Genomic DNA, 20,303 nt, shown 5'->3' with positions numbered 1-20,303 from the left:
ACTGCGGCGTACCGAGCCACCCCAGCCGCCCGGCGCTCCGGGCGACGGCCCAAGGAGTCCCATGTCGATTCCACGCTCCCGCCACAGCACCGGATCGGGACGCCGACGCATCGCCGCCCCCCTCGCACTGCTGATCGCCGCGACGCTCGTCGCGCCGGTCACCTCCGGCACGCCGGCCGCGGCCGCCGCCACGCCGGTGAACCTGGCCCGGACCGGCACCGCCACCGCGTCGAGCGTCGAGCTCGACCGGGCCGACTTCGTCGCCGCGCACGTCAACGACGGCGACCGCAACACCCGGTGGTCGTCGAAGTACCAGGACGCCAACTGGGTGCAGGTACGGCTGGCGACCCCTGCCACTGTCGACCACGTCGTGCTCGCCTGGCCCAACGCGTGCGCCCGTGACTTCACACTGCAGACCTCGACCAACGGCACCACCTGGACGGACGTCACCCGCGTCCAACGCGACACCTGCCCCCGGACGGACGTCATCGCGGTGAACTCGGCGCAGCCCGTGTCCCACGTGCGCATGCAGGGGCACCAGCGGTGGGCGGGTTACGGCTACTCCATCTCCGAATTCGAGATCTGGAACGAGACGGCGCCCGCACCCGCGCCCTCGCTGGGCCTGCTGCCCAAACCCGTGTCCATGACGGAGAACGGCGGCACGCCGTACACGCTGAACCGGAACACGCCCATCGTCGCGGTCGGGGCGCAAGCGACCGCGCCCGCGACCTACCTCGCCGGCCTGCTACGCCCGGCCACCGGGTACGGCCTGCCGGTGGTCACCCAGAGCAGCGCGCCCGCGCCCATCGTCGTCGAGGTCGGCGCCGGCAAGGGCCCCGCCGGTCAGGCAGCCGAGGGGTACCGGCTCGTCGTCACCACCACGAAGGTCCAGATCAGCGCCGACACGGCGAACGGCGCACTCAACGGGGTGCAGACGCTGCGCCAACTCCTCCCCCAGTGGGTGGAGTCCGACAGCGTCGTCGACGCCACGTGGACCGTGCCGGCGGTGACGATCTCCGACTACCCACGCTTCGCCCACCGCGGGATGATGCTCGACGTCGCTCGCAGCTTCTACCCGATGAACGAGATCAAGGCGTACATCGACGGCGCCGCCCAATACAAGATCAATCGTCTGCACCTGCACCTGACCGACGACCAGGGCTGGCGGATCGCCCTCGACAACCCGGCGAGCAACCCGGCGGGCATCGACTACGGCCTGCTCACCACGGTCAGTGGCCGTACCGCCATGACCTACAACGACAGCGGCCAGCTGATGGGCACCGAGCTGGGTGTCACCGGCTTCTACACCAAGGCCGACTACGCCGAGATCGTGCGCTACGCCGGCGTGAACGGCATGACCGTCATCCCGGAGATCGACATGCCCGGGCACACCAACGCCGCGCTGCACGCCATCCCCCAGCTGAACACGACCGGCGCCCAGCCGAAACCGGCCGCCGGACAGCGGACCGCCCCGGCCAACGGCACCGGCAACGTCGGCTACTCGACGTTCGACTCGGCCAGCACGACGACGTACGAGTTCGTCACTCAGGTCCTGACCCAGATCGCCGCCATGACGCCGGGGCCGTACCTGCACATCGGCGGCGACGAGGCCCACGTGACCAGCCACGCGAACTACACCACGATGGTGAACGCCTTCACCTCGACTGTCGCCTCGCTCGGTAAGACGGTGGTCGGCTGGAACGAGTACGCCGGCACGACGCTGCCCCAGAACAGGGCCGTCGTGCAGTACTGGAACGGCGACCGCACCGCGGTGGCCAACGCGGTGACCGGCCGCGGCGCCCAGGTCGTCCTCTCCCCCGCCCCCCACACGTACGTGCCGCAGAAGCAGGACTCCCGTCAGCCGCTCGGTGGCACCTGGGCGTGCGGCGGACCGTGCGGGCTGGACCGGCACTACAACTGGGACCCCGGCACCTTCATCCCGAACATCGCCGAGACCAGCGTGCTCGGGGTCGAATCGGCGCTCTGGGGCGAGTTCATCCGCCGCATCGGTCAGGCGCAGTACTACAGCTTCCCGCGCCTCGTCGCCACCGCCGAGGTCGGGTGGACGCCACAGGCGCAGCGCAGCTACGCCGACTTCACCACCCGCCTGTCGGTGGCCGGGGGCCGGTTGACGGTCCAGGGCGTCAACTTCTTCCCCACCGCCGACGTCGCGTGGCGCAAGCAGGCGACCGGTCGTCCGGCCACCGCGGTCGTCGGCGCACCGGCCGGCGCCACCTGGACGGTCACCGCCCCCGGACTCCGGTCCGCCGACCTGACCGCCACGGTCACCTGGAGCGACGGGCGGGTGGAGGCGCTCACACCGACCGCCACGCGCGAACCGAGCATCCCCGCGATGCAGATCAACAGCGCGTTCACCGTGGTGTCCCGACGCACGTTCGGCGCACCGGGCACGTACACCGGGAGACTGTCGGCGCGCTCGGCCGGGGCTTCCCCCGTCGAGGCGGCGCTGACCGTCGCGGTCCGAGCACCCTGACCACCGGCCGGCGCCGTCACCTCGCGCTGGTGACGGCGCCGGCCACCGCGCCCGTACGCTGCCGCAACGACATTGAAAACGAGGCATCGGTCATGATGGTCCGGTGATCGAACGCCCGGATGCCATGCAGCGTGTGCGGCTGGCACACACCGAGGTCCTGCTGGCTCAGCTCCGCAGCGCCGGCCCGCTCAGCCGGGCCGAGCTCATCCGGCTGACCGGGCTCTCGCGTACCACGCTGTTCGACATCATCGGCGACCTCATCGCCCGCGGTGTGGTCGTCGAGCGCGAGCCCGCGCTGTCCGGCCACCGGGGCCGGGGACGGCCGTCCACGACCGTCAGCCTCAACCCGTCCGCCGGCCGGATCGTCGGCATCGACCTCGGCCGGGCGACGATCACCGTCATCGTCGCCACCCTGGGCCACGACATCCTGGCCCGGGGCAGCCGCCCCATCACGCTGACGGCGGGGCCGGCCCGACGGGCCAACGCCGCGATCAAGCTGATCGACGACCTCGTGCAGCAGCACGACATCGACCTGCGGGCCCTGGAGGCGATCGGCCTCGGCCTGCCCGGCCTGGTGGCCGGTCGGAGCCGTTCGGCCGGCGACAGCGGCAGCAGCCCCTCGGTGGCCGCGAAGCAGATCAGCACCCGAATTCAGGACCGGTACGGCGTCGCCGTCGTCACCGACAACAACTCCCGACTGGCCGCGCTGGCCGAAGGCACCTGGGGGGCGACCCGTGACGTGCGGGACGCCATCTACGTCCGGTGGAGTGACGGCGTGGGCGGCGGGCTCATCGTCGACGGCCGGCTCGCCCGAGGCGCGCACGGCGCGGCCGGCGAGATCGGTCACGTCAGCGTCGAGCCCGACGGCGACCCCTGTCCGTGCGGTGGCCGCGGCTGCCTTGAGCTGCTGATCCGACCGTCGGCGCTGATCGAGCAGTGCGCCCGGCGCGGTGTCACAGTCGCGGACCCGGCCGATCTGGTCGCGCGGGCAATCGCCGGCGAGCCGATCGTCTCCGACGTGGTGCGGCACGCCGCGACGCTGCTCGGCCGAGTCCTGTCGGGAATGGTGGTGCAGTTGGACCCGGGCAAGGTAGCCATCGGTGGCACCCTCGCCCATGCCGGCGAAACGGTGCTCGAACCGGTCCGGACGGCCATCGGTCAGCTGGCGATCCCCGGACACACCCGCCGCCTGGACGTCGTGACGGCCCAGTTCGGCGACGAGGGCGGCGCCCTAGGCGCCGTCGCGGCAGCCCTGCGGCTCAACATGTCCGAGCCCCTGCCGGCCCTCCCCACGGCATAGGACCAGCGCACGGCCCGGCAGCGCGGGACAGGACCAGCGCGCGGCCCGGCAACGCGGCACAGGGCCAGCGCACCGCCCGGCGGCGCGGCGGCCGGCTACGGCGTCGCGGGCAGGAGCGTGAGCAGTCGTTCGACAACCCCGGTCACCGCGTCCCGTCCCGCTGCGAGGTAGCGGCGCGGGTCTCGGGATTGCGGCAGGGCCTCACGGACCGCGTCGGTGAACGCCACGTTGAGGGCCGTACCAACGTTGATCTTCACCATGCCATGACCGACCGCGGCGCGGATCTGGTCCAGCGGCACCCCGGAGGAACCGTGCAGGACCAGGGGCACGGGTACGGCTTCGCGGATCGCGGCCACCAGGTCGAGATCCAACGAGGCGGTGCGGTCGGCCATCGCGTGCGAGCTGCCCACCGCGACGGCGAGAGCGTCGACGCCGGTCTCGGCCACGTACCGGGCGGCCTCGGACGGGTCGGTGCGGACGCCGGCGGTGTGGGCGCTCGCCGGAGCGTCCGGCTTACCGCCGACGTAGCCGAGTTCGGCCTCCACCCACAGCCGGTGGTCGTGCGCCCACTCGGTCGCCTTGCGGGTGGTCGCCACGTTGGCGGCGTACGCCAGCGCGGATGCGTCGACCATCACGGAGCTGAAGCCCGAGTCGGGAGCCTGCCCCAGCAGACCGATGTCGTCGACGTGGTCCAGGTGCAGCGACAGGGTCGCGCTGGACCTCCAGGCGACCTCGGCCGTCGCCGCTGCGATGGCCGACAGGCCCGAGTGGTAGCGCGCCGCGTTCTGGCTGATCTGCAGGATCGCCGGCCGGCCGGCACGCTCCGCCGCGGCGGCGATCGCCTGGGCGTACTCGATCGTGATCACGTTGAAGGCGAGCACGCCGGTGCCGGCGGCTCGGGCCGCCGCCACCAGGTCGGCGGTGGGCACGAGGGTCATCAGTGGTCCTCAGGCAACCGGCGCGGTCAGGACGACGGACCGGGTGAGCAGCCGGGGCTGGTCCGGGTGCAGGCCACGCCGCTTCGCGAGCTCGACCGCGAGCCGCTGCGCGGTGGTGAGGTGCGCCATGGCGTCGACGTCCTCGTGCACGACGATCGCGCCCGTGGCGGCCAGATCGTCGCGGAGGCCGGGGACCACCGGCCCGAAGATCCAGACCACGGACCGGTGGTCCACCACGCTGATCGGGCCGTGCCGGAACTCCATCGCCGGGTACGACTCGGCCCACATCTGTGCGGCCTCCCGCAGCTTGAGGGCCGCCTCGTGCGCCAACCCCACGGTCCAGCCGGTGCCGAGGAAGGTGAACTGGCTCCGACCGACGACGTCCGGGTCGACCGGCGTGTTCAGCTGGGCGCGCGCCTGTTCGATCGGCTCGGTCAGGTCCTCTCCGAGGCCGGCGCGCCAAGCGGCGAGCGCGGTCGTGGCGAAGCGGGTCTGCACCACCGACTGTTCGTCGGCGAAGTCGAGGACGACGCAGTCACTCACGAGCCGGCTCACCGGCCGGTCGGCATCGGTCGTGATCACGGTCGAGCGGCTGCCGCGCGGCAGCTGCTCAAGGAGCCGGATCACCTCGGTGGTGGTGCCGGAGCGGGTAATGGCGACGACGCGGTCGTACCGCCGCCCGGAGGGAAACTCCGAGGCCGCGAAGGCGTCGGTCTCCCCCTGGCCCGCCGACTCGCGCAGCGTCGCGAAACTCTGCGCCATGAAGTACGACGTGCCGCAGCCGACGACGGCGACGCGCTCACCGGGCTGGGGCAGCGCCCGCGCCACGCCCGGCTGGGCGACCAGGTCCGCGGCGCGACGCCACGTCTCGGGTTGGGAGGCTATCTCGGAGGCGACGTGCGACACGGTTCCTGCTCTCTGTCGGTGCGGTGTTCTTCCAGCTTTTCCACAGTGGTTCCGGGCAGCAGCCGGGAAGCCACGTCGTCGTCGTACTCGCCCGCCCACGGGCAGGCGACGGCGGCCGCCGAGACGGCCGCGCCCTGGGCGAGGACATTCCGCCAGGGCGCGCGGGTGAGGAGCCCGTACGCGAGCACGGCCGCGAGGGCATCGCCCGCGCCGGTCGGGTTGCCGGACACCCGTTCGGGCGCACGGACGCTGTAGGCGGCCCCGCCGGTGACCGCCACGAATCCGTCCGCGCCGCGGGACACCACACCGGCGGTGGCGCCGCTTCGGACGAGCCGGTGCGCCACCGCGACGGCGTCCTCGCGGGTGCGTACCGAGCGTCCGAGCAGGTCGGCCGTCTCGTGGGCGTTCGGTTTCGCCAACGCCGGTCCAGCGGCCAACGCATGCCGCAATGCCGGGCCGTCGGCGTCCACGATGGTCTCGGCCCCGGCTGCTCGCGCGATGGTGACGAGATCGGCGTACGCGGTCTCGGGTACGCCCGGCGGCCGGCTGCCGGACAGCACCACCACCCGTGCGCCCCGCACCCGCTCGGCGAACGCGTCCCGGAACGCCGCCCACTGCGCCTCGGTGACGTGCGGGCCAGGTTCGTTGAGGACGGTCGCCGTGCCCTGCGCGAGGACGGTCACCGTCCGACGGGTCTCCGCGCCGAGGCGGGTGAACTGCGCCGGCACGCCGGCCGCCGCCAGTTCCGCTTCGATGTGCTCGCCGGAGGCACCGCCGAGCAGACCCAGGACCACTGTCTCGGCGCCCAGTTGACGCAGCACCCGGGCGACGTTCAGACCCTTGCCCCCGGCACGGGCGACCACGCCGGTGACCCGGTGCGACGTGTCCGGGACCAGTTGGGGAACGGTGTAGGTGATGTCCAGGGCCGGATTGAGCGCCACCGAGATGATCAGGTCACGCCGATCCGGGACCCGCGGCGGGTCTTCGATCGTCATCTGGCCGCCTCCTCCGGCAGATGCCGGCTACACGAGCACGCATGATCTTTCGTGAAATCCGACCACCTATATCAATCAGGATGTTGCAGACCCTAGGATCTGACCCTACTGCCGTCAAGGTCTCCCAGCCCGCCCGGAGCCGGTGTACGACGTTGGGTCGCCCCACAGACGCGAGGATCAGCGAGGATTGGTGAGGCGTCGGAGTCGGTCGGTGAGCTGCCACGCGGACGACACGGATATTGCAGAAAGTTGCACAGATCGCACACCTCAGACGACCGCACGGACGGCCCAACCGGGCGCCGGGGTGCCCTTGACGAGTATCGATAAGGCTCGTAAGTTCGTCCGACATCTGACGTAGGACAATTCCCCCGCTGTCCGAAGGACAACCATGACCACAGGAATCTCCCGCCGCGCGGTCGCTGTGGCGGGTGCCGCCGGTGCCCTCGCCGCTGTCGCGCCGCCCGGCCGGGCCGACGCCGCGATCGTTTCGACGTCCCTCCCGGTCCTCGGCGTCACCGACGACTGGAACGCCGTCCTCGCCCGCACGCCCCAGGTGCAGCTCACATCCGGTGCCACGTACACCCTTACCGCTCCTGTCGCGCTGCCCGATCGCTGCGTCATCGTTGGCAACGGCGCGACGGTCACCGTCGCCAACGATCAGACCGGCGCCCTGTCCATCGCGGGTCGCAGCAGTGTCACCATCAGCGGAGTCCACTTCCTCGGACGCCCGGCCAGCCCGGTCGACTCAGCACCGCAGTTCGCGCACGTCGGCATACGGATCAGCCGCAGCACCGGCGTCCGGATCCTGGACTGCGACTTCACGAACTGGCGCGGCGCCGGCCTGGCGGTCACCGGGTCGACGGCGGACGACTACTTCGGCTACCGGCTCAAGGTGAGCGGCAACGCCTTCCACCGCTGCTACTTCGGTGTGTCGATGGCGGACCGCAGCGAATACTCGCAGTTGACCGCGAACAGCTTCACGTCGTGCCGACTCGCGATCTGGAACTCGTCCGGGAACTGGACGATCAACGGCAACGTGGTCGTCGGTTGCTACGGCGCCTACTACTCGTTTGCCCAGACCAGCCCGTACGGCGCTCTCACCAGCGACAACTGGGGTCACGGCAGCCTGACCGGCAACACCGTCAACCACTCCAACGGCGGCGTGCCCGTGCGGTGGAGCACCGCGTTGGCCTTTCCGATCGGCGGGGTCGACCGCAATCCCGGCACCGGCGTCGTCGTCGACGGCGTCCTGCCGCCGACCTTCACCGGCAACACCCTCTGGTACAGCGACATCCGCGCCACGAACCTGCTGGGCACCCGCTGGATGCTGTCCGGCTGCACCCTGTCCAATCTCGCCGTCAGTTGCACCGGCTCCGTCCCGGTGCACCTGGTGGGCACGCAGGCCAACAGCGGCAACCTGCCCCTGTTGCAGGGCAACGTCAAGGATCTTCTGCCGCTCTGAGCGTCACCCGACCGGAGGTAGGCGACAGTGTTCCCATCCCGCAAACAGCGTCTTCTTTTCGTACTCGCCGCCCTGCTGGCCGGCGCGGGGCTCCAGGTTCCGTCGGCGGCACACGCGGCCAACCCGGCACCGCAGGTCGCGCCGAGCGTCCGGGAATGGACCGGCGGCACCGGCGTCTACACGCTGACCGCGACCTCCCGGATCCTGGTGGACCCCGCCCACACCGCCCAGTTGTCGACGGCCGCGACCGCATTACGCGTCGACCTCGGCGCGATCAGCGGTGTCGACGTACCTGTCATCTCGTCGTCGGCGCCCGCGACCGGCGACATCCTGCTCACCCTCACCACGACGGACGCCGGCATCGGCGACCAGGGATACCTGCTGACCGCCGGCCCGAACGTCGTGGTCCGAGGAAACGCGGCGGCCGGCGTGTACTACGGCACGCAGACCCTCCTGCAGATGATCAAGCAGAGCGCGACGGCGACCACAGCGCCGGCGGGAACGATCCGGGACTTCCCGCAGTACCGGGAGCGCGGGTTGATGCTCGACGTCGGCCGGCACTTCTACGAGATGGACTATCTCGAGAACCTGCTGCGCCGCATGGCGTGGCTGCGCCTGAACACGCTGCGCATGCACTTCACCGAATGGAACGGCTTCCGCCTCCGCAGCGACCGGTACCCCGGTCTGGCGTCTGCCCAGTCCTACAGCAAGGCCGACCTGCGCCGGATGCAGGATGTCGCCAAGCGGTACCACATCACCATCGTTCCCGAGATCGACCTGCCCGGGCACGCCACCACGATGACGACGTACGACCCGACGACGCGGTTCACCTGCCCGTCGATGGACTACGCGCCCTGGCCCGGTGGATCGAACGGCGGTTGGACGCTCAACCTGACCAAGGACTCCGCCCGGACGTTCGCCATGAACCTGCTGTCGGAGTTCGTGCCGCTCTTCGACGGCCCCTACTTTCACATCGGCGGCGACGAATACCAGAACGACGCCGCCAAGAACAGCTGCCCCGAGCTGGTCAGCTACGCACAGGCACGCGGCTTCCCCTACACCGGCGACGTCTTCACCGAGTTCATGAACCTGATGAACGACAAGGTGCGGTCGTACGGCAAGACAGCCCAGCTCTGGAACTGGTGGGAGACGAACGGCCAGCAGACCAGCATCAAGCCGTCGACCAGCATCGTCCTCACGCCGTACACCGGGTCGCTGAACTACTTCTACAACCTGGGCTACACGGTCGTCGGCGTTCCGGAGAGCACCCTGTACGTGACTCCCGGCCTGAACCTCTACGTCAACGCCAAGAACGTGTACGAGAGCTGGACTCCGGACACGAACGCGAAGGTCAACGGCTACAAGATCGCGCGCTGGTCGGATGCTGTGGAACACCAGACGGACGAGTGGTTCGACCAGTACGCGAAGCGGCCGACGGAGGTCCTCGCCGAGCGTCTGTGGGGTGGCCCACGGTCGAGCACCGTGGAGGCGTTCTTCACCCGCGTGGACGCGATCGGGGACGCCCCGGGCGTGCCGAGCGTGGTCCAGGTCAACGACAACACCACGGGAACCGGCGACAACCAGTTCAGCTACTCGGGCACCTGGCAGTACGGGACCAACGGCGCCCGACAGTTCCAGGGCGACGACCACTACAGCAGCACGCTCGACAGCGCGTACCAGGTCCGGTTCACCGGAAACAAGGTCAAGCTCTTCGCCGCCAGGGCGGCGAATCACGGACGGGCCGGCGTCTCGATCGACGGCGGCCAGGAGACGGTGGTCGACCTGTACTCCCCCACGCGGGTGGACCAGGCGATGGTCTTCACCAGTGGACTGCTCGCGCAGGGCTCGCACGTCCTGCGGGTGCGGGTGCTGAACAGCAGGAACGCCAGTTCGTCCGGCACCGCGGTCACGGCGGACAAGGTCGAGGTGTCCCGGGCGGCGACCCCGGCCGCCGCGTTCGACCCGTCGACCGAGTACCGGGTCGTCAACCGCAACAGCGCCAAGGTGCTTGAGGTGCCGGTCGGCAGCGGAGACGGCGGTGGCGCCATCCAGTGGTCGAGCAACGGTGCGGCGCACCAACGGTGGACTCTCGTCGAGGCCGGCGGCGGCTACCACCGCATCGTCAACCGCAGCAGCGGCAAGGTGTTGGACGTGTCTGGCGCATCCACCGCCGACGGGGCGAGCGTCGTGCAGTGGACGAGCCACGGCGGCACGAACCAGCTGTGGAGCGTCATCCCGGTCGGCGCGCACTACAAGATCATCAACAGGAACTCCGGCAAGGCGCTCAGCGTGGCGAATGCCGCGACCAACGACGGTGCCGCCGTCGTCCAGTGGACGTACACGGGTGCGGCCAACCAGCAGTGGTCCTTGTCCTGACCCCGTTTTCGGTCCCGGTTCTGGCCGCGGCCCGTCGGACAGGGCGGCAACCCTGTCCGACGGGCCGCGCGGGGATCAGCTCCCCGACGTCACCGGGGTTCCGGTGATCGCCAGGTCGGCCATCGTCGTCCAGGGGCCCCGGGCGCCAGCCTCGCTCAGTGCCCGTAGCCGCACGTACCGGCCGCTGCGGAAAGCGCCGAACGGCACCACCTTCTGCGTCGACGTGTCGGCGAAGGTCCCCGACGCCACCGGGGTGCCCCAGTTGCTCGGGCTGTCCGAGACGTACACCTCGTAGCGGCCGATCCGGCCGTTCACTCCCCCGTCCTGCCGTGGCAGGTACCGCACTCCATCCATCCGGTACGTGGCACCCAGATCGATCTGGATCTCGTGCGGCAGGGGTGCGGCCGCCGACGACCAGGCGGTGTGCCAGAAGGTGGCCGGGTTACCGTCGAAGGCGTTGGTGGCAGCGCCGTTCTCCGCGCTGGTCTCCTCGCTGTCGGCGTACACGAGGCGCCAGCCGTCCCTCGGGATCGGCGGCGGCGTCGTACTGGTGCCGGCGACCGGCAGCACGGCGCCGTCGATCCGGGTCTGGAACGCGGTGTTCCGCGCACCGGCCTTGATCCACAGAACTCCGTCCGCGTAGAACCATCCGCTGCTGGCCGAGTCGTAGGCGGCGCGCGTGCTCAGCGGCGGCAGCGTCCGGCCGGCGACCGTGACCGCCTGCGGAGCACCGGCCAGGTGCACGCTGAACTCGTAGGACCGCGACGACGGCTTGCCGGCGTACGTGCCGGTGGAGGCGCCCACGTCCACGGTGACCGTTCCGGTGCCGGACGCCGGGGCCGTCATCTGGACCTGCTGGGTGGCATAGGCCCCGTTCCGGTAAGCGCGGGTGATGCCGTCGTCCTCGTAGAGCGTGAAGCTCGACGCGCCGCGCGGATACAGGTCGTAGGTGAGTGTGGAGACCGGTTTCTCGCCGGTGTAATTCATCTGCGGCCACATCGGCACGATGGAACCGCCCTTGACGAACAGGGGCAGCCGGTCGAGCGGTGCGGCGTACCCGTTCAACGTGAGTGGCCCCTGGTACACCCGCCCGGTCCAGTAGTCGGTCCAGGTGCCGGCCGGCAGGTAGATGCCGTCGCGCAACTCGGTGTCGGAGACCACCGGCGCCACGAGGAAGGCGTCGCCCGCCATGAACTCCCCGGCGGTGGCGTTGCCGCGGGCGACCGGGTCGTTGGGATATTCCAGCACCAGGGCCCGGGTCGCCGGCACGCCGGTCACGCTGGCCACGCGGCTCATCGTGTAGTGGTACGGCATCAGCCGCATCTTGAGCTGGAGGTACCTGCGGTTGATCGACAGGTACGGCTCGGCATAGCGCCAGGGCTGCTTGTCCTGGTAGCCGGGTGCCGGGTTGGTCGCGCCCCAGCCGGACATCGTCATGAAGGCCGGCGTGAACGACTTCCACTGCAGGTCCCGCACGTAGGTGTTCGGGCTGCCACCGAAGATTCCGTCGACGTCGCCGGTGGCGTAGTTGAAGCCGGACAGCCCCGCGCCGGCTACGGCCGGCACGGTCCACCGCATGTCGTCCCACCGGCCGTACGTGTCACCGGTCCAGACAACGGCGTTGCGCTGGCTACCGGCCCAGCCGTCGACGGTCCACACGTAGCGGCGCGCGTCGGAGTTCCGCTCGATGCCGTCCACCGCCTGTTGCACACCACGGAACGCGTCGCGGTAACCGCCGCCCACCCAGGCGACGTCGGTCTTCACGCCGCGCGAGCCGGCGGTGCCGACCTCCGAGTCGATGGACCCGAGCCCGGCGGAGGTCCACAGACCGGTCTGGAAGCCGAGTGCCTTGGCGCCCGCCACTGTCGACGGCAGGTCGGTGTAGCCGCAGCCGTACCCGTCGTTGGGCAGGAACCACCCGGACGGCATGTTCTTGGCCCGGGCTTCCCGCGCGTACGCCAGCACGTCGGGAGTCCGCTGGTGCCCGGCCCGGTTGTGGTCGCCCTGGTAGGTGGGGTTGGACGCGTTGAAGCAGTCGGCGTTGCCGAGTTCGAGGCCCCACATCGGGCTCAGGAACGGCTTGCCGGTCACGTCGGTGTACGCGCCGAGCACCGCCTTGAGCGAATCACCCACGAAGTAGTACGCGTCGAAGCGTTCCTCGTTGTGGGTGGTGGTCACCGGTGCGGTGAAGCCGTAGGAGCCGGCTGCCCAGGTGTTGCGCAGGACGCCGTAGCCATTGGTGGACAGGTAGAAGGGCGCCGGGCTGGCGTTCGTGTTCTCCCGCCACTGGTTGTCCACGGCGATGGGCACCGTCTTGTCGCGGAGCGCCCACTCGCCCAGCCGAAGGCCGGTGCCGTAGAACTGCTCGTCCGCGTCGCGTACCAGCCGCTGCGTGGTCCGGCCGGCGGACCAGTCCAGCGGTTGTGCCTCCCGCCAGACCGGCCGCCCGTCCGGGCGGAGGACCTGCATGGTCAGGGGGTTCTTGTTGATCCGGATGACCACCGCCGCGGTGGTGATGCGGAAGGCGGTGCCGTCGTCGGTCACCGTGCTGGCGACCCCACCGAAGTCGGTCCGTACGGTGATCTCGTTCGCCGCCGGCTCGGTGAATGTGCCGTTGGGTGCCGCCCAGACGCGGAAGATGTCCGCGCGTGTCAGCGTCACCCGGATGCGGGCGGCCGTGTTGGTGGCGATGGTGTACGTGTTCCCGGCCCGCGTGAGGCCGGTGGCGCTTCCCGGTGTGCCGGCATGAGCGGGTACGGCTTGCAGCATCGCGGCGAGCAGGATGAGGGCCACCACGGCGGCCCGGACGGCGGTGCGGGGGCGACGGAACGCGGGCAGCGATGACCAGATCATCGATTTCTCCCGGTGTGGTGAGGGGTCGACGCGGCTCCGGACATTCACGAGGGCCGATAAGCAGGGATGCTGCACCCACTTGACTCAAGATGCAAGAAATCGGCGACGATTTCGCATCGAGTTCCATCTTTGCCGTCGAGAGACGCCCGTCAGACCCGCACCACCTTCACCCCGGCCTGCTCGACGAGGCTCACCTGCTCCGGGTCCGCCGCCCTGTCGGTGATCAGGGTGTCGATGTTGCCCAACGGACAGATCCGGTTGAAGCTCCGGCGGCCCAGCTTCGAGGCGTCCGCCACCACGATCGTCCGGGCGGCGCTGGTCACCATGACGTGGTTGACCGCCGCCTCGCCGTCGTTGTGCGCGCTGGCGCCGTGCTGGTGGTCGATCGCGTCCACCCCGAGCACGACCACGTCCAGCGCCACGGACGCGAGCATCGTCTCCGCGATTCGGCCGACCAGCTCGTACGACTGTGGGCGGGCCGTCCCACCGGTGAGCACCACCCGGATGTGCGGCCGCACGATGAGTTCGTGGGCGATGTTCAGCGCGTTGGTCACCACCGTGTTCGCCGTCGTCTGCCCGTTCGGGTCGGTGCGCAGCGCGAGAGCCCGGCCCACCTCTGTCGTCGTGGTGCCCCCGTTGAGCCCCACCGTGCTCCCCGGCGGAATCAGTGCGACGGCTGCCGCGGCGATGCGCTGCTTCTCCGATGCCTGCCGGACCGCCTTGTAGCGCAGCGGCAGGTCGTAGGACACGTTCGTGACGACCACTCCGCCCCGGGTACGCGTCACCAACTGCTGCGTGGCGAGCTCGTCGAAGTCACGTCGGACGGTCGCCGTGCTCACGCCCAGCTCGCGGGCGGTGGACTCGATGTCGAGCTGACCCTCGACCGCGACCATCTCCAGGAGCCGGTGCCACCGCTCGCGCTGGTTCACGTCTCACTCCGGTCGCTCGGCCCGCCCATGCGCCCATCCTTGCATCCCTGATGCAAAGTTCCGTACCGCACCACGGCGGAGCGTGCCCGGGAGCGCGGGGTGGACATCACGCGTCGGTGAGCCCGTGCCGGTGAGGGCCGGTAGGTGACCTCTGCGGTCGCCGCACCGCAGCCGGTCGCCTGCCCGGCCCTCACCGTCCCGGCCGAACCGCTGGTCCGGCCGGTGTCATGTCGCCCGGGGCATCAGCTCGGGGTGAGCCGCCAGTGCTGGGAGGCGCTGCCGGCGTCGCTCTGCTGCACGATGGCGGCACCGTTGGTGGTCGCCCCGCCGGCCACGGCGAGGACCTTGCCGGTCTGCACGTTGACGAGTTTCACGAAGTCGCCGGTGGCGGTGACGACCCGCCACTGCTGGTTGCCGCCGCCGGTCGCGCTCCACTGGATGACCCGCGCCCCCTCAGCCGTGGAGCCAGCCTCGACGTCCGCCAGCAGCCCGGAGTTGACGCTGGTCATCGTGGTGACGCCACCCACCGCGCCAGCCATCAACCACGCCTGGTTGGTCCCGCCGTTGGGGGTCCACTGGATCAACTGCACGCCGGTGACCCGGGACAGGTCCGGCACGTCGAGGGCCTTGCCGCTGGCCCGGTTGACCACCGTGTGGCGGACGGCGCCCGACTGGCCGCTCAGTGTGGCCTCGAAGGAGATCGGCTGCGCCTGCACCTGGTGCAGGTCGAAGACGACGATCTCGTTGGCCCCCACCCGCAGCCACGGCGCCGGGCAGTAGAGCCGCTGCTGTGGCCCCACCTTCCAGTAGCGGCCGAGGTTACGACCATTGACCCAGACCACGCCCTTGGTCCACCGGGACATGTCGAGGTACGTGTCGCCGGTCTGGGTGAGATTCACCGTGGCCTTGAAGAAGATGCCGGGCCGCGAGCTGTTGGTGATCACCGGACGGAGGCCGGCCACGAACGCCTCGTCGACGGGCAGCAGGTGGGTCTGCCAGTTGGTCAACGTGCCGGTCAGGGTGCCCGCGTCGACGAGCGACACCCGTTCCGTGATGCCCTTGCGGTCGACCAGGGCCTGGCCGAAGTTGTTGCGGCCCATGCCCTCCACCAGGATGTCGAGCGTGGGACTGCCACTGGCCGAGGTCTTCAACGCCAGCGGCGCGTCCTGCACGGTCACCCCGAGCGGGGTCGTGTAGGCCGCCGGGAGGTTGCTCCGGGACAGACCGCCCTGGTAGACGCCGTCGAGGAACACCGTCGCGTAGTCGCGCACCGACCTGATGTCCAGCGTCGCCCGGGTGTAGCCGGGCAGGACCCGGCGGTACAGCATGAAGCCGGAGTTCTGGCCGTACATCTCCATCGGTTGGGGGTTCGTCTGCGTCGACAGCGCGGCGGGCAGGTTGTCCCACAGCGAGGCGTACGGCGTCGGCACCACCGCCTGACCGCCGGTACGCACGATGGTGGGGTTCGGCGCGGGCACGGCCGGCAGCGTCACCCCGAGGGCCGTGCCGATGATCTCGCGGTAGGTGGGGTACAGCCGCGACGGGCCGCCCTGTTCGTTGATCGGCGCGCCGTAGTCGTAGCTGGTGATGTCCGCCTGGTAGCCGGTCCCGTTGTCGGCGGCGTTCGCGCCCGCGGAGTACCCGAAGTTCGTCCCGCCGTGGATCATGTAGAGGTTGAACGACAGCCTGCCGGCCATCAGGCCCCGCAGCTGGGTGGAGATGTCGGTGTTCGACCCGGCGAAGCCACCGTCGCTCCAGTGCGTCAACCAGCCCGTGTAGAGCTCGCCGGACATGGCCGGGACGGTCGGGAAGGACTGCCGGGCCGCGGCGATGGCCGCCGCGTCACCACCGCTGAGTGCGATCGCACCGCCGGCCACGACCGTTCGGTTGCCCTGCACCTGGCCGAGCCCGTCCTCGGTGTAGAACGGCCCGGTGATCCCGGCGGCCAGCCACAGTTGCCGCAGTTCCTCGAGATAGACGGCGTCGCTGCCGTACGACCCGTACTCGTTCTCGATCTGGACCATCAGGATCGGCCCACCGTTGGCCACCATGAGCGGCCTGACCTGCGCGGCGAGCGCGTTGACGTAGCGCGTGACGGCCGCCATGTAGTTGGGGTCGGAGGCGGTGCGGACCCGCAAACTGATGTTCGGGTTGCGCAGCAGGTATGGCGGCAGACCACCGAGGTTCCACTCGGCGCAGACGTAGGGGCCGGGACGCAGCAGCACGTACATGCCCTCGGCCTGACACAGCCGGATGAAGCCGGCGATGTCCCGCCGGTCGGTGGTGAAGTCGAAGACGCCCGGACGTTCCTCGATGTGGTTCCACATCACGTAGATGGCGATCGTGTTCATGCCCATCGCCTTGGCCATCTGGATCCGGTGACGCCAGTACTGCACAGGGATGCGGGACGGGTGCATCTCCCCGCTGCGGATCTGGAACGGCTGACCGTTGAGCAGGAAGTTGCTGCCATCGGCGGAGAACCCGAAGACCTGCGCCGCGGCCGCAGCACCGGCCGGGCCGCCCGACGCCAGCATCGCCGCGAACGGACTGAGCACACCCAGGGTGAGGAGTTGGCGCCGTTGCATGGTGTCTCCTTCGGACAGGCATCGTCGGCACGCCGGCGGCGGCCGAGGGCCGGGACGGGCCGGGTCGCCAGCGTGTCGACAATGATCGATGTAGAGCGAGCCTGCCAGACGATGCAACAAGATGTAAATATCTAAGCTCGTTTTGCATCTTCGATCATCTGCGTCCGCAATCGAGCCCACACGCCCGCACCCGGCAGCCGCCACGGGCACCCGAGCGTCGATCTATTGACGACCCGCCCGGCGCCCCTTAGCGTCTTGGACGTCAGATATCCGACGTCTTATGGCTAAGTTCTCCGTTCCTCACCCCCGTCCCCGGAAGGACATCCCCCGTGTCTCCTGTCCGAGTACTGACGCGCCGAGTGACGGCGGTCGTGGTCGCCGTCCTCGGCGTGGCCGCGATCCTGCCCGCCACGCCAGCTCACGCCGCCCCCGCCGGTGTGAGCGCGACGGCAAGCACCGACTGCACGACCGGCCGGCTCAACCTGCGGCTCACCAACGGCAGCACCACCTCGCAGACCTTCACCGTCACCTGGCCGGGCCGCACCAACTCCCCCTGGACCCGCACGGTCGCCGCCGGCAGCAGCAGTAACGAGCTGTACTGGACCCTGCCGGCGGGCACGGCGTACACGCTGCGCACGACCACGCCGACCGGACTGGACGACACCTCCGCCGGCATCTTCCACTGCGGCACCGGCATGTCCGCGGTCGCCAGCTACGACTGCACGGCCGGCCGGCTCCAGCTCGCGGTGGAGAACCGCACCACCACCGCCCGGGACTTCACAGTCGCCTGGCCCGGGCGCACCGGATCCCCGTGGACGCGCACCATCGCCGCCGGCGGCAACTACCTGCACTACTGGACGGTCGGCACCGGCACCGCGTACACCCTGCGGGTCACCGCCCCCGGTTTCGACAGCACCCTGCGGGGAACCGCCGGGTGCGGCCTGGCCGCCGGCACTCCGCAGATGAACGCCACGACGGTCATCAGCACGCAGTCCGTCATCCGCAACCTCAACGGGCCCAACGGCCGCTACGACGGCACCTCCGCCTCGGTCCGCATCCCGGGCATGGCCGTCACCAACAACGGCACCGTCATCGCCGTCGCAGACGCCCGGATCAACGGCTCGTACGACCTGGGTGGCGGCACCAACAACATCCAGATCGCCATGACCCGCAGCACCGACGGCGGTCGCACCTTCGACCAGCCGCGCATCATCCACGCCCCCGCCACCACGAGCGAGGGAGCGGGCGACCCCAGCCTGCTGGTGGACCGCAAGACCGGCGTCGTCTACTGCTTCTACACCTACTCCCCCAAGCCGGGCATCAGCTTCTGGTCCGGCTCATCCGGTCTCAACACCGCTAACGACCCGAACAGCCTGCACCTGCAATACATCACCAGCAGGGACAACGGCGCCACCTGGAGTGCCCCGGTCGAGCTGAACCCGACCATCAAGGTGCCGACGTGGCAGCAGGCGTTCTTCTCCTCCGGTCACGGCATCCAGAGCAGCACCGGGCGCCTGATCCAGCCGTTCGTCTACCGGGACGGTGCGGGTCTCACCCAGACCGGCAACGTCTACAGCGACGACAACGGCGCGACGTGGAAGCGCGGTGGACCCGCCGGCGGCAACATCAACGAGAGCAAGGCGATCGAGCGTGGCACCGGGGCGATCGTGCAGAACATGCGGCACAACAGCACCCGTAGCCGGTTCTACTCCACCTCCACCGACGGCGGCGCGACGTTCGGCCCGGCCACGGCCAGCGCCCTGCTGACCGATCCGCTCTGCAACGCCGACGAGATCTCCTACCTGCGCCCGTCGGAGCTGGGCACGAACGGCGCGCCGGTGCGGACCCGTACCGCGCTGTTCAGCAACAACGCGGCCCCGGCCGCGCGCAACGACCTCACCGTCCGGCTGTCCACCGACGACGGTGCGAGCTGGCCGGCGCGGGCACTGGTCAAGCCGGGCGGCGCGGGCTACTCGACGATGGCCGTGCTGAACGACGGCACGATCGGCAACCTGTACGAGGTGGGCAACACCGGAGGCATCTTCTTCGCCCGCTTCACACTGGACTGGGTCAAGGGCGCCTGATCCGCGAAACTCCCGTCCCCGGTGCCGGCACCGCCGACACCGGGGACGGCCCTTTTCCCCGGCCACCGCTCAGCCGGCATCGTCGAGGGTGCGGATCACCTCCCCGGTGTCCAGCCGGGGCAGACGTTCGTGCGAGGCCTCGGGGCCGGGGTGCCCGAAATTGAGCAGGAGCAGCACCTCGTGGCGACCGTCGGGGAAGAACTCCCGCCGCACGGCTGCGGCGTCGAAGCCCGCCATCGGGCCGGCGGCGAGACCCGCCGCGCGGACACCGACGATCAGGTAGCCGATCTGCAGGGTGGCGTTGAACCGGGCCTGCTCGACCCGCGCCGCCCGGTTCGCCAGCCAGTCCCGCGCCTGCGGACGGTGCGGATACAGCTCGGGCAGCCGCTGGTGGAAGTCCACGTCGGCGGCGAGGACCCCTGTCAACGGAGCGGCGGCCGTCTTGGCCCGGTTGCTGCTGGAGACGTACGGCAGCAGTCGGGCGCGCGCCGCCGGTGAGCGGAGCAGCAGCACCCGCAGGGGCTGGCCGTTGTACGCGGTCGGCCCGTACCGGATCAGGTCGTGGATCGCCGCGACCTGGGCGTCGGTGACCGGCTCGTCGGTGAACGTGCTGACCGTGTGGGCCGCCCGGAACAGCAGCTCCTGGGCGGCCCGGTCCAACGCGAGCAGGTCCGGCGTGGTCGGTGCGCTCACACCTCGACCGCCGTGGTGTAGCCACCCTGGTGGTGCACCAGCGGCGCGCCGTCCCCGCCGTCGCCCAACGCGAGCGGCTCGGCGATCACCAGCGTGTGGTCGCCGGCCGGCACCCGGTGCACCACCCGGCAGAGCAGCCGGGCCAGCACTCCGGTCAGCAACGGCACCCCGAACGGCCCCGGCGTCCAGTCCGGGTACGCGGCGAACCGGTCGATGCCGCTGGTGGCGAAGACGGCGGCGGCCTCCCGTTGCCCGGCGGCCAGCAGGTGCACCGCGACGTGCTCGGCTCGGGCCGGCACCGGCCAGCTCGACGACGCCGTCCCGAGGCAGAACGAGACGAGCGGCGGATCCAGCGACACCGAGGTGAACGAGGTGGCGGTGAAGCCCGCCCGGATCGGTGCCCCGATCCCACCCAGGCACGCGGGGTCGGTGGCGCGGGCGACGGCGGTGACCACTGTGACGCTGGTGGCCTGCCGACGCAGCAGGGCACGGAACAGGTCCCGGCTCGGCGTACGCAGCTCGGCGGCGTCCGTCGTCGGACGCTCCAGCGTGGTCACGCCGACACCAGGGTGACGGGCCTCGCGTGCCGGACCAGGTCGACGTGCACACGAGCGGTGAGGAGAAGCTCATCGCGCTGCGACATGACCTCATGTTGCCGGGCACGGGATCGAGCGGTCAACGACCTTCC

The 20,303-nt window shown here is 70.4% G+C and carries 13 protein-coding genes; 5 read left to right on the top strand and 8 right to left on the bottom strand.

From position 1 onward, the window contains the following. Positions 1–61 precede the first annotated feature (61 nt). Positions 62–2,494 carry a family 20 glycosylhydrolase gene (locus tag AC3CF1_RS28100; RefSeq protein WP_488451623.1) on the top strand — a complete coding sequence of 811 codons (2,433 nt, stop codon included), beginning with the start codon at positions 62–64 and terminating at the stop codon, positions 2,492–2,494. A 103-nt stretch (positions 2,495–2,597) separates the two neighbouring features. Next, the gene (locus AC3CF1_RS28095; protein ID WP_488451622.1) at positions 2,598–3,794 is read left to right on the top strand and encodes an ROK family transcriptional regulator; all 1,197 of its coding nucleotides are present in this window, start codon (positions 2,598–2,600) and stop codon (positions 3,792–3,794) included. Positions 3,795–3,889: 95 nt separating this feature from the next. On the opposite strand, the gene AC3CF1_RS28090 is transcribed toward AC3CF1_RS28095, so the two are convergent. Genes AC3CF1_RS28090 through AC3CF1_RS28080 form a run of 3 tightly spaced genes read right to left on the bottom strand, consistent with a single transcriptional unit; the run spans position 3,890 to position 6,633 of the window. Then, positions 3,890–4,732, bottom strand: coding sequence for a class II fructose-bisphosphate aldolase (locus AC3CF1_RS28090; protein ID WP_488451621.1), 843 nt, complete (start codon positions 4,730–4,732; stop codon positions 3,890–3,892). 9 nt (positions 4,733–4,741) lie between these two features. Next, positions 4,742–5,638 carry an SIS domain-containing protein gene (locus AC3CF1_RS28085; protein ID WP_488451620.1) on the bottom strand — a complete coding sequence of 299 codons (897 nt, stop codon included), beginning with the start codon at positions 5,636–5,638 and terminating at the stop codon, positions 4,742–4,744. Further along, positions 5,614–6,633 (bottom strand): 1-phosphofructokinase family hexose kinase, encoded by a 1,020-nt coding sequence (locus tag AC3CF1_RS28080; protein ID WP_488451619.1) that lies wholly within the window; start codon positions 6,631–6,633, stop codon positions 5,614–5,616. The genes AC3CF1_RS28085 and AC3CF1_RS28080 overlap by 25 nt, the downstream gene beginning before the upstream one ends. A 388-nt stretch (positions 6,634–7,021) precedes the next feature. On the opposite strand from AC3CF1_RS28080, the gene AC3CF1_RS28075 reads away from it, so the two are divergent. Together AC3CF1_RS28075 and AC3CF1_RS28070 are read left to right on the top strand one after the other, a co-directional pair. After that, the gene (locus tag AC3CF1_RS28075; protein WP_330463868.1) at positions 7,022–8,095 is read left to right on the top strand and encodes a right-handed parallel beta-helix repeat-containing protein; all 1,074 of its coding nucleotides are present in this window, start codon (positions 7,022–7,024) and stop codon (positions 8,093–8,095) included. Positions 8,096–8,122: 27 nt separating this feature from the next. Next, positions 8,123–10,471: a family 20 glycosylhydrolase gene (locus AC3CF1_RS28070; RefSeq protein ID WP_488451618.1), complete on the top strand. Its 2,349-nt coding sequence runs from the start codon at positions 8,123–8,125 to the stop codon at positions 10,469–10,471. 75 nt (positions 10,472–10,546) lie between these two features. Here the strand turns inward: AC3CF1_RS28070 and AC3CF1_RS28065 are convergent, their stop codons facing one another. From AC3CF1_RS28065 to AC3CF1_RS28055, 3 genes are all read right to left on the bottom strand, one after another. Next, positions 10,547–13,324 carry a discoidin domain-containing protein gene (locus AC3CF1_RS28065; RefSeq protein ID WP_488451617.1) on the bottom strand — a complete coding sequence of 926 codons (2,778 nt, stop codon included), beginning with the start codon at positions 13,322–13,324 and terminating at the stop codon, positions 10,547–10,549. A gap of 149 nt (positions 13,325–13,473) precedes the next feature. Continuing rightward, entirely contained in the window at positions 13,474–14,253 is a 780-nt protein-coding gene (locus AC3CF1_RS28060) for a DeoR/GlpR family DNA-binding transcription regulator (RefSeq protein ID WP_088946944.1), read from the bottom strand. 242 nt (positions 14,254–14,495) lie between these two features. Continuing rightward, a complete protein-coding gene (locus AC3CF1_RS28055) occupies positions 14,496–16,838 on the bottom strand; it encodes a beta-galactosidase (protein ID WP_488451616.1) in 2,343 nt (780 codons plus the stop codon). Positions 16,839–17,197: 359 nt separating this feature from the next. Between AC3CF1_RS28055 and AC3CF1_RS28050 the strand changes: the two genes are divergently transcribed. Continuing rightward, positions 17,198–18,922 (top strand): exo-alpha-sialidase, encoded by a 1,725-nt coding sequence (locus AC3CF1_RS28050; protein ID WP_488451615.1) that lies wholly within the window; start codon positions 17,198–17,200, stop codon positions 18,920–18,922. A 69-nt stretch (positions 18,923–18,991) separates the two neighbouring features. On the opposite strand, the gene AC3CF1_RS28045 is transcribed toward AC3CF1_RS28050, so the two are convergent. Continuing rightward, the gene (locus AC3CF1_RS28045; RefSeq protein WP_488451614.1) at positions 18,992–19,615 is read right to left on the bottom strand and encodes a malonic semialdehyde reductase; all 624 of its coding nucleotides are present in this window, start codon (positions 19,613–19,615) and stop codon (positions 18,992–18,994) included. Continuing rightward, a complete protein-coding gene (locus AC3CF1_RS28040; RefSeq protein WP_488451613.1) occupies positions 19,612–20,172 on the bottom strand; it encodes a flavin reductase family protein in 561 nt (186 codons plus the stop codon). The genes AC3CF1_RS28045 and AC3CF1_RS28040 overlap by 4 nt, the downstream gene beginning before the upstream one ends. Between the last annotated feature and the right edge of the window lie 131 nt (positions 20,173–20,303).

It is taken from the genome of Micromonospora sp. MGP-C2 (genome assembly GCF_057766525.1).
This window is presented reverse-complemented; position numbering and strand designations above follow the sequence as displayed.

Excerpts from the sequence above, each read along its gene's own strand:
- AC3CF1_RS28100 (WP_488451623.1), top strand. The coding sequence starts at position 62 with ATGTCGATTCCACGCTCCCGCCACAGCACCGGATCGGGACGCCGACGC.
- AC3CF1_RS28090 (WP_488451621.1), bottom strand. The coding sequence starts at position 4,732 with ATGACCCTCGTGCCCACCGCCGACCTGGTGGCGGCGGCCCGAGCCGCC.
- AC3CF1_RS28080 (WP_488451619.1), bottom strand. The coding sequence starts at position 6,633 with ATGACGATCGAAGACCCGCCGCGGGTCCCGGATCGGCGTGACCTGATC.
- AC3CF1_RS28075 (WP_330463868.1), top strand. The coding sequence starts at position 7,022 with ATGACCACAGGAATCTCCCGCCGCGCGGTCGCTGTGGCGGGTGCCGCC.
- AC3CF1_RS28065 (WP_488451617.1), bottom strand. The coding sequence starts at position 13,324 with ATGATCTGGTCATCGCTGCCCGCGTTCCGTCGCCCCCGCACCGCCGTC.
- AC3CF1_RS28055 (WP_488451616.1), bottom strand. The coding sequence starts at position 16,838 with ATGCAACGGCGCCAACTCCTCACCCTGGGTGTGCTCAGTCCGTTCGCG.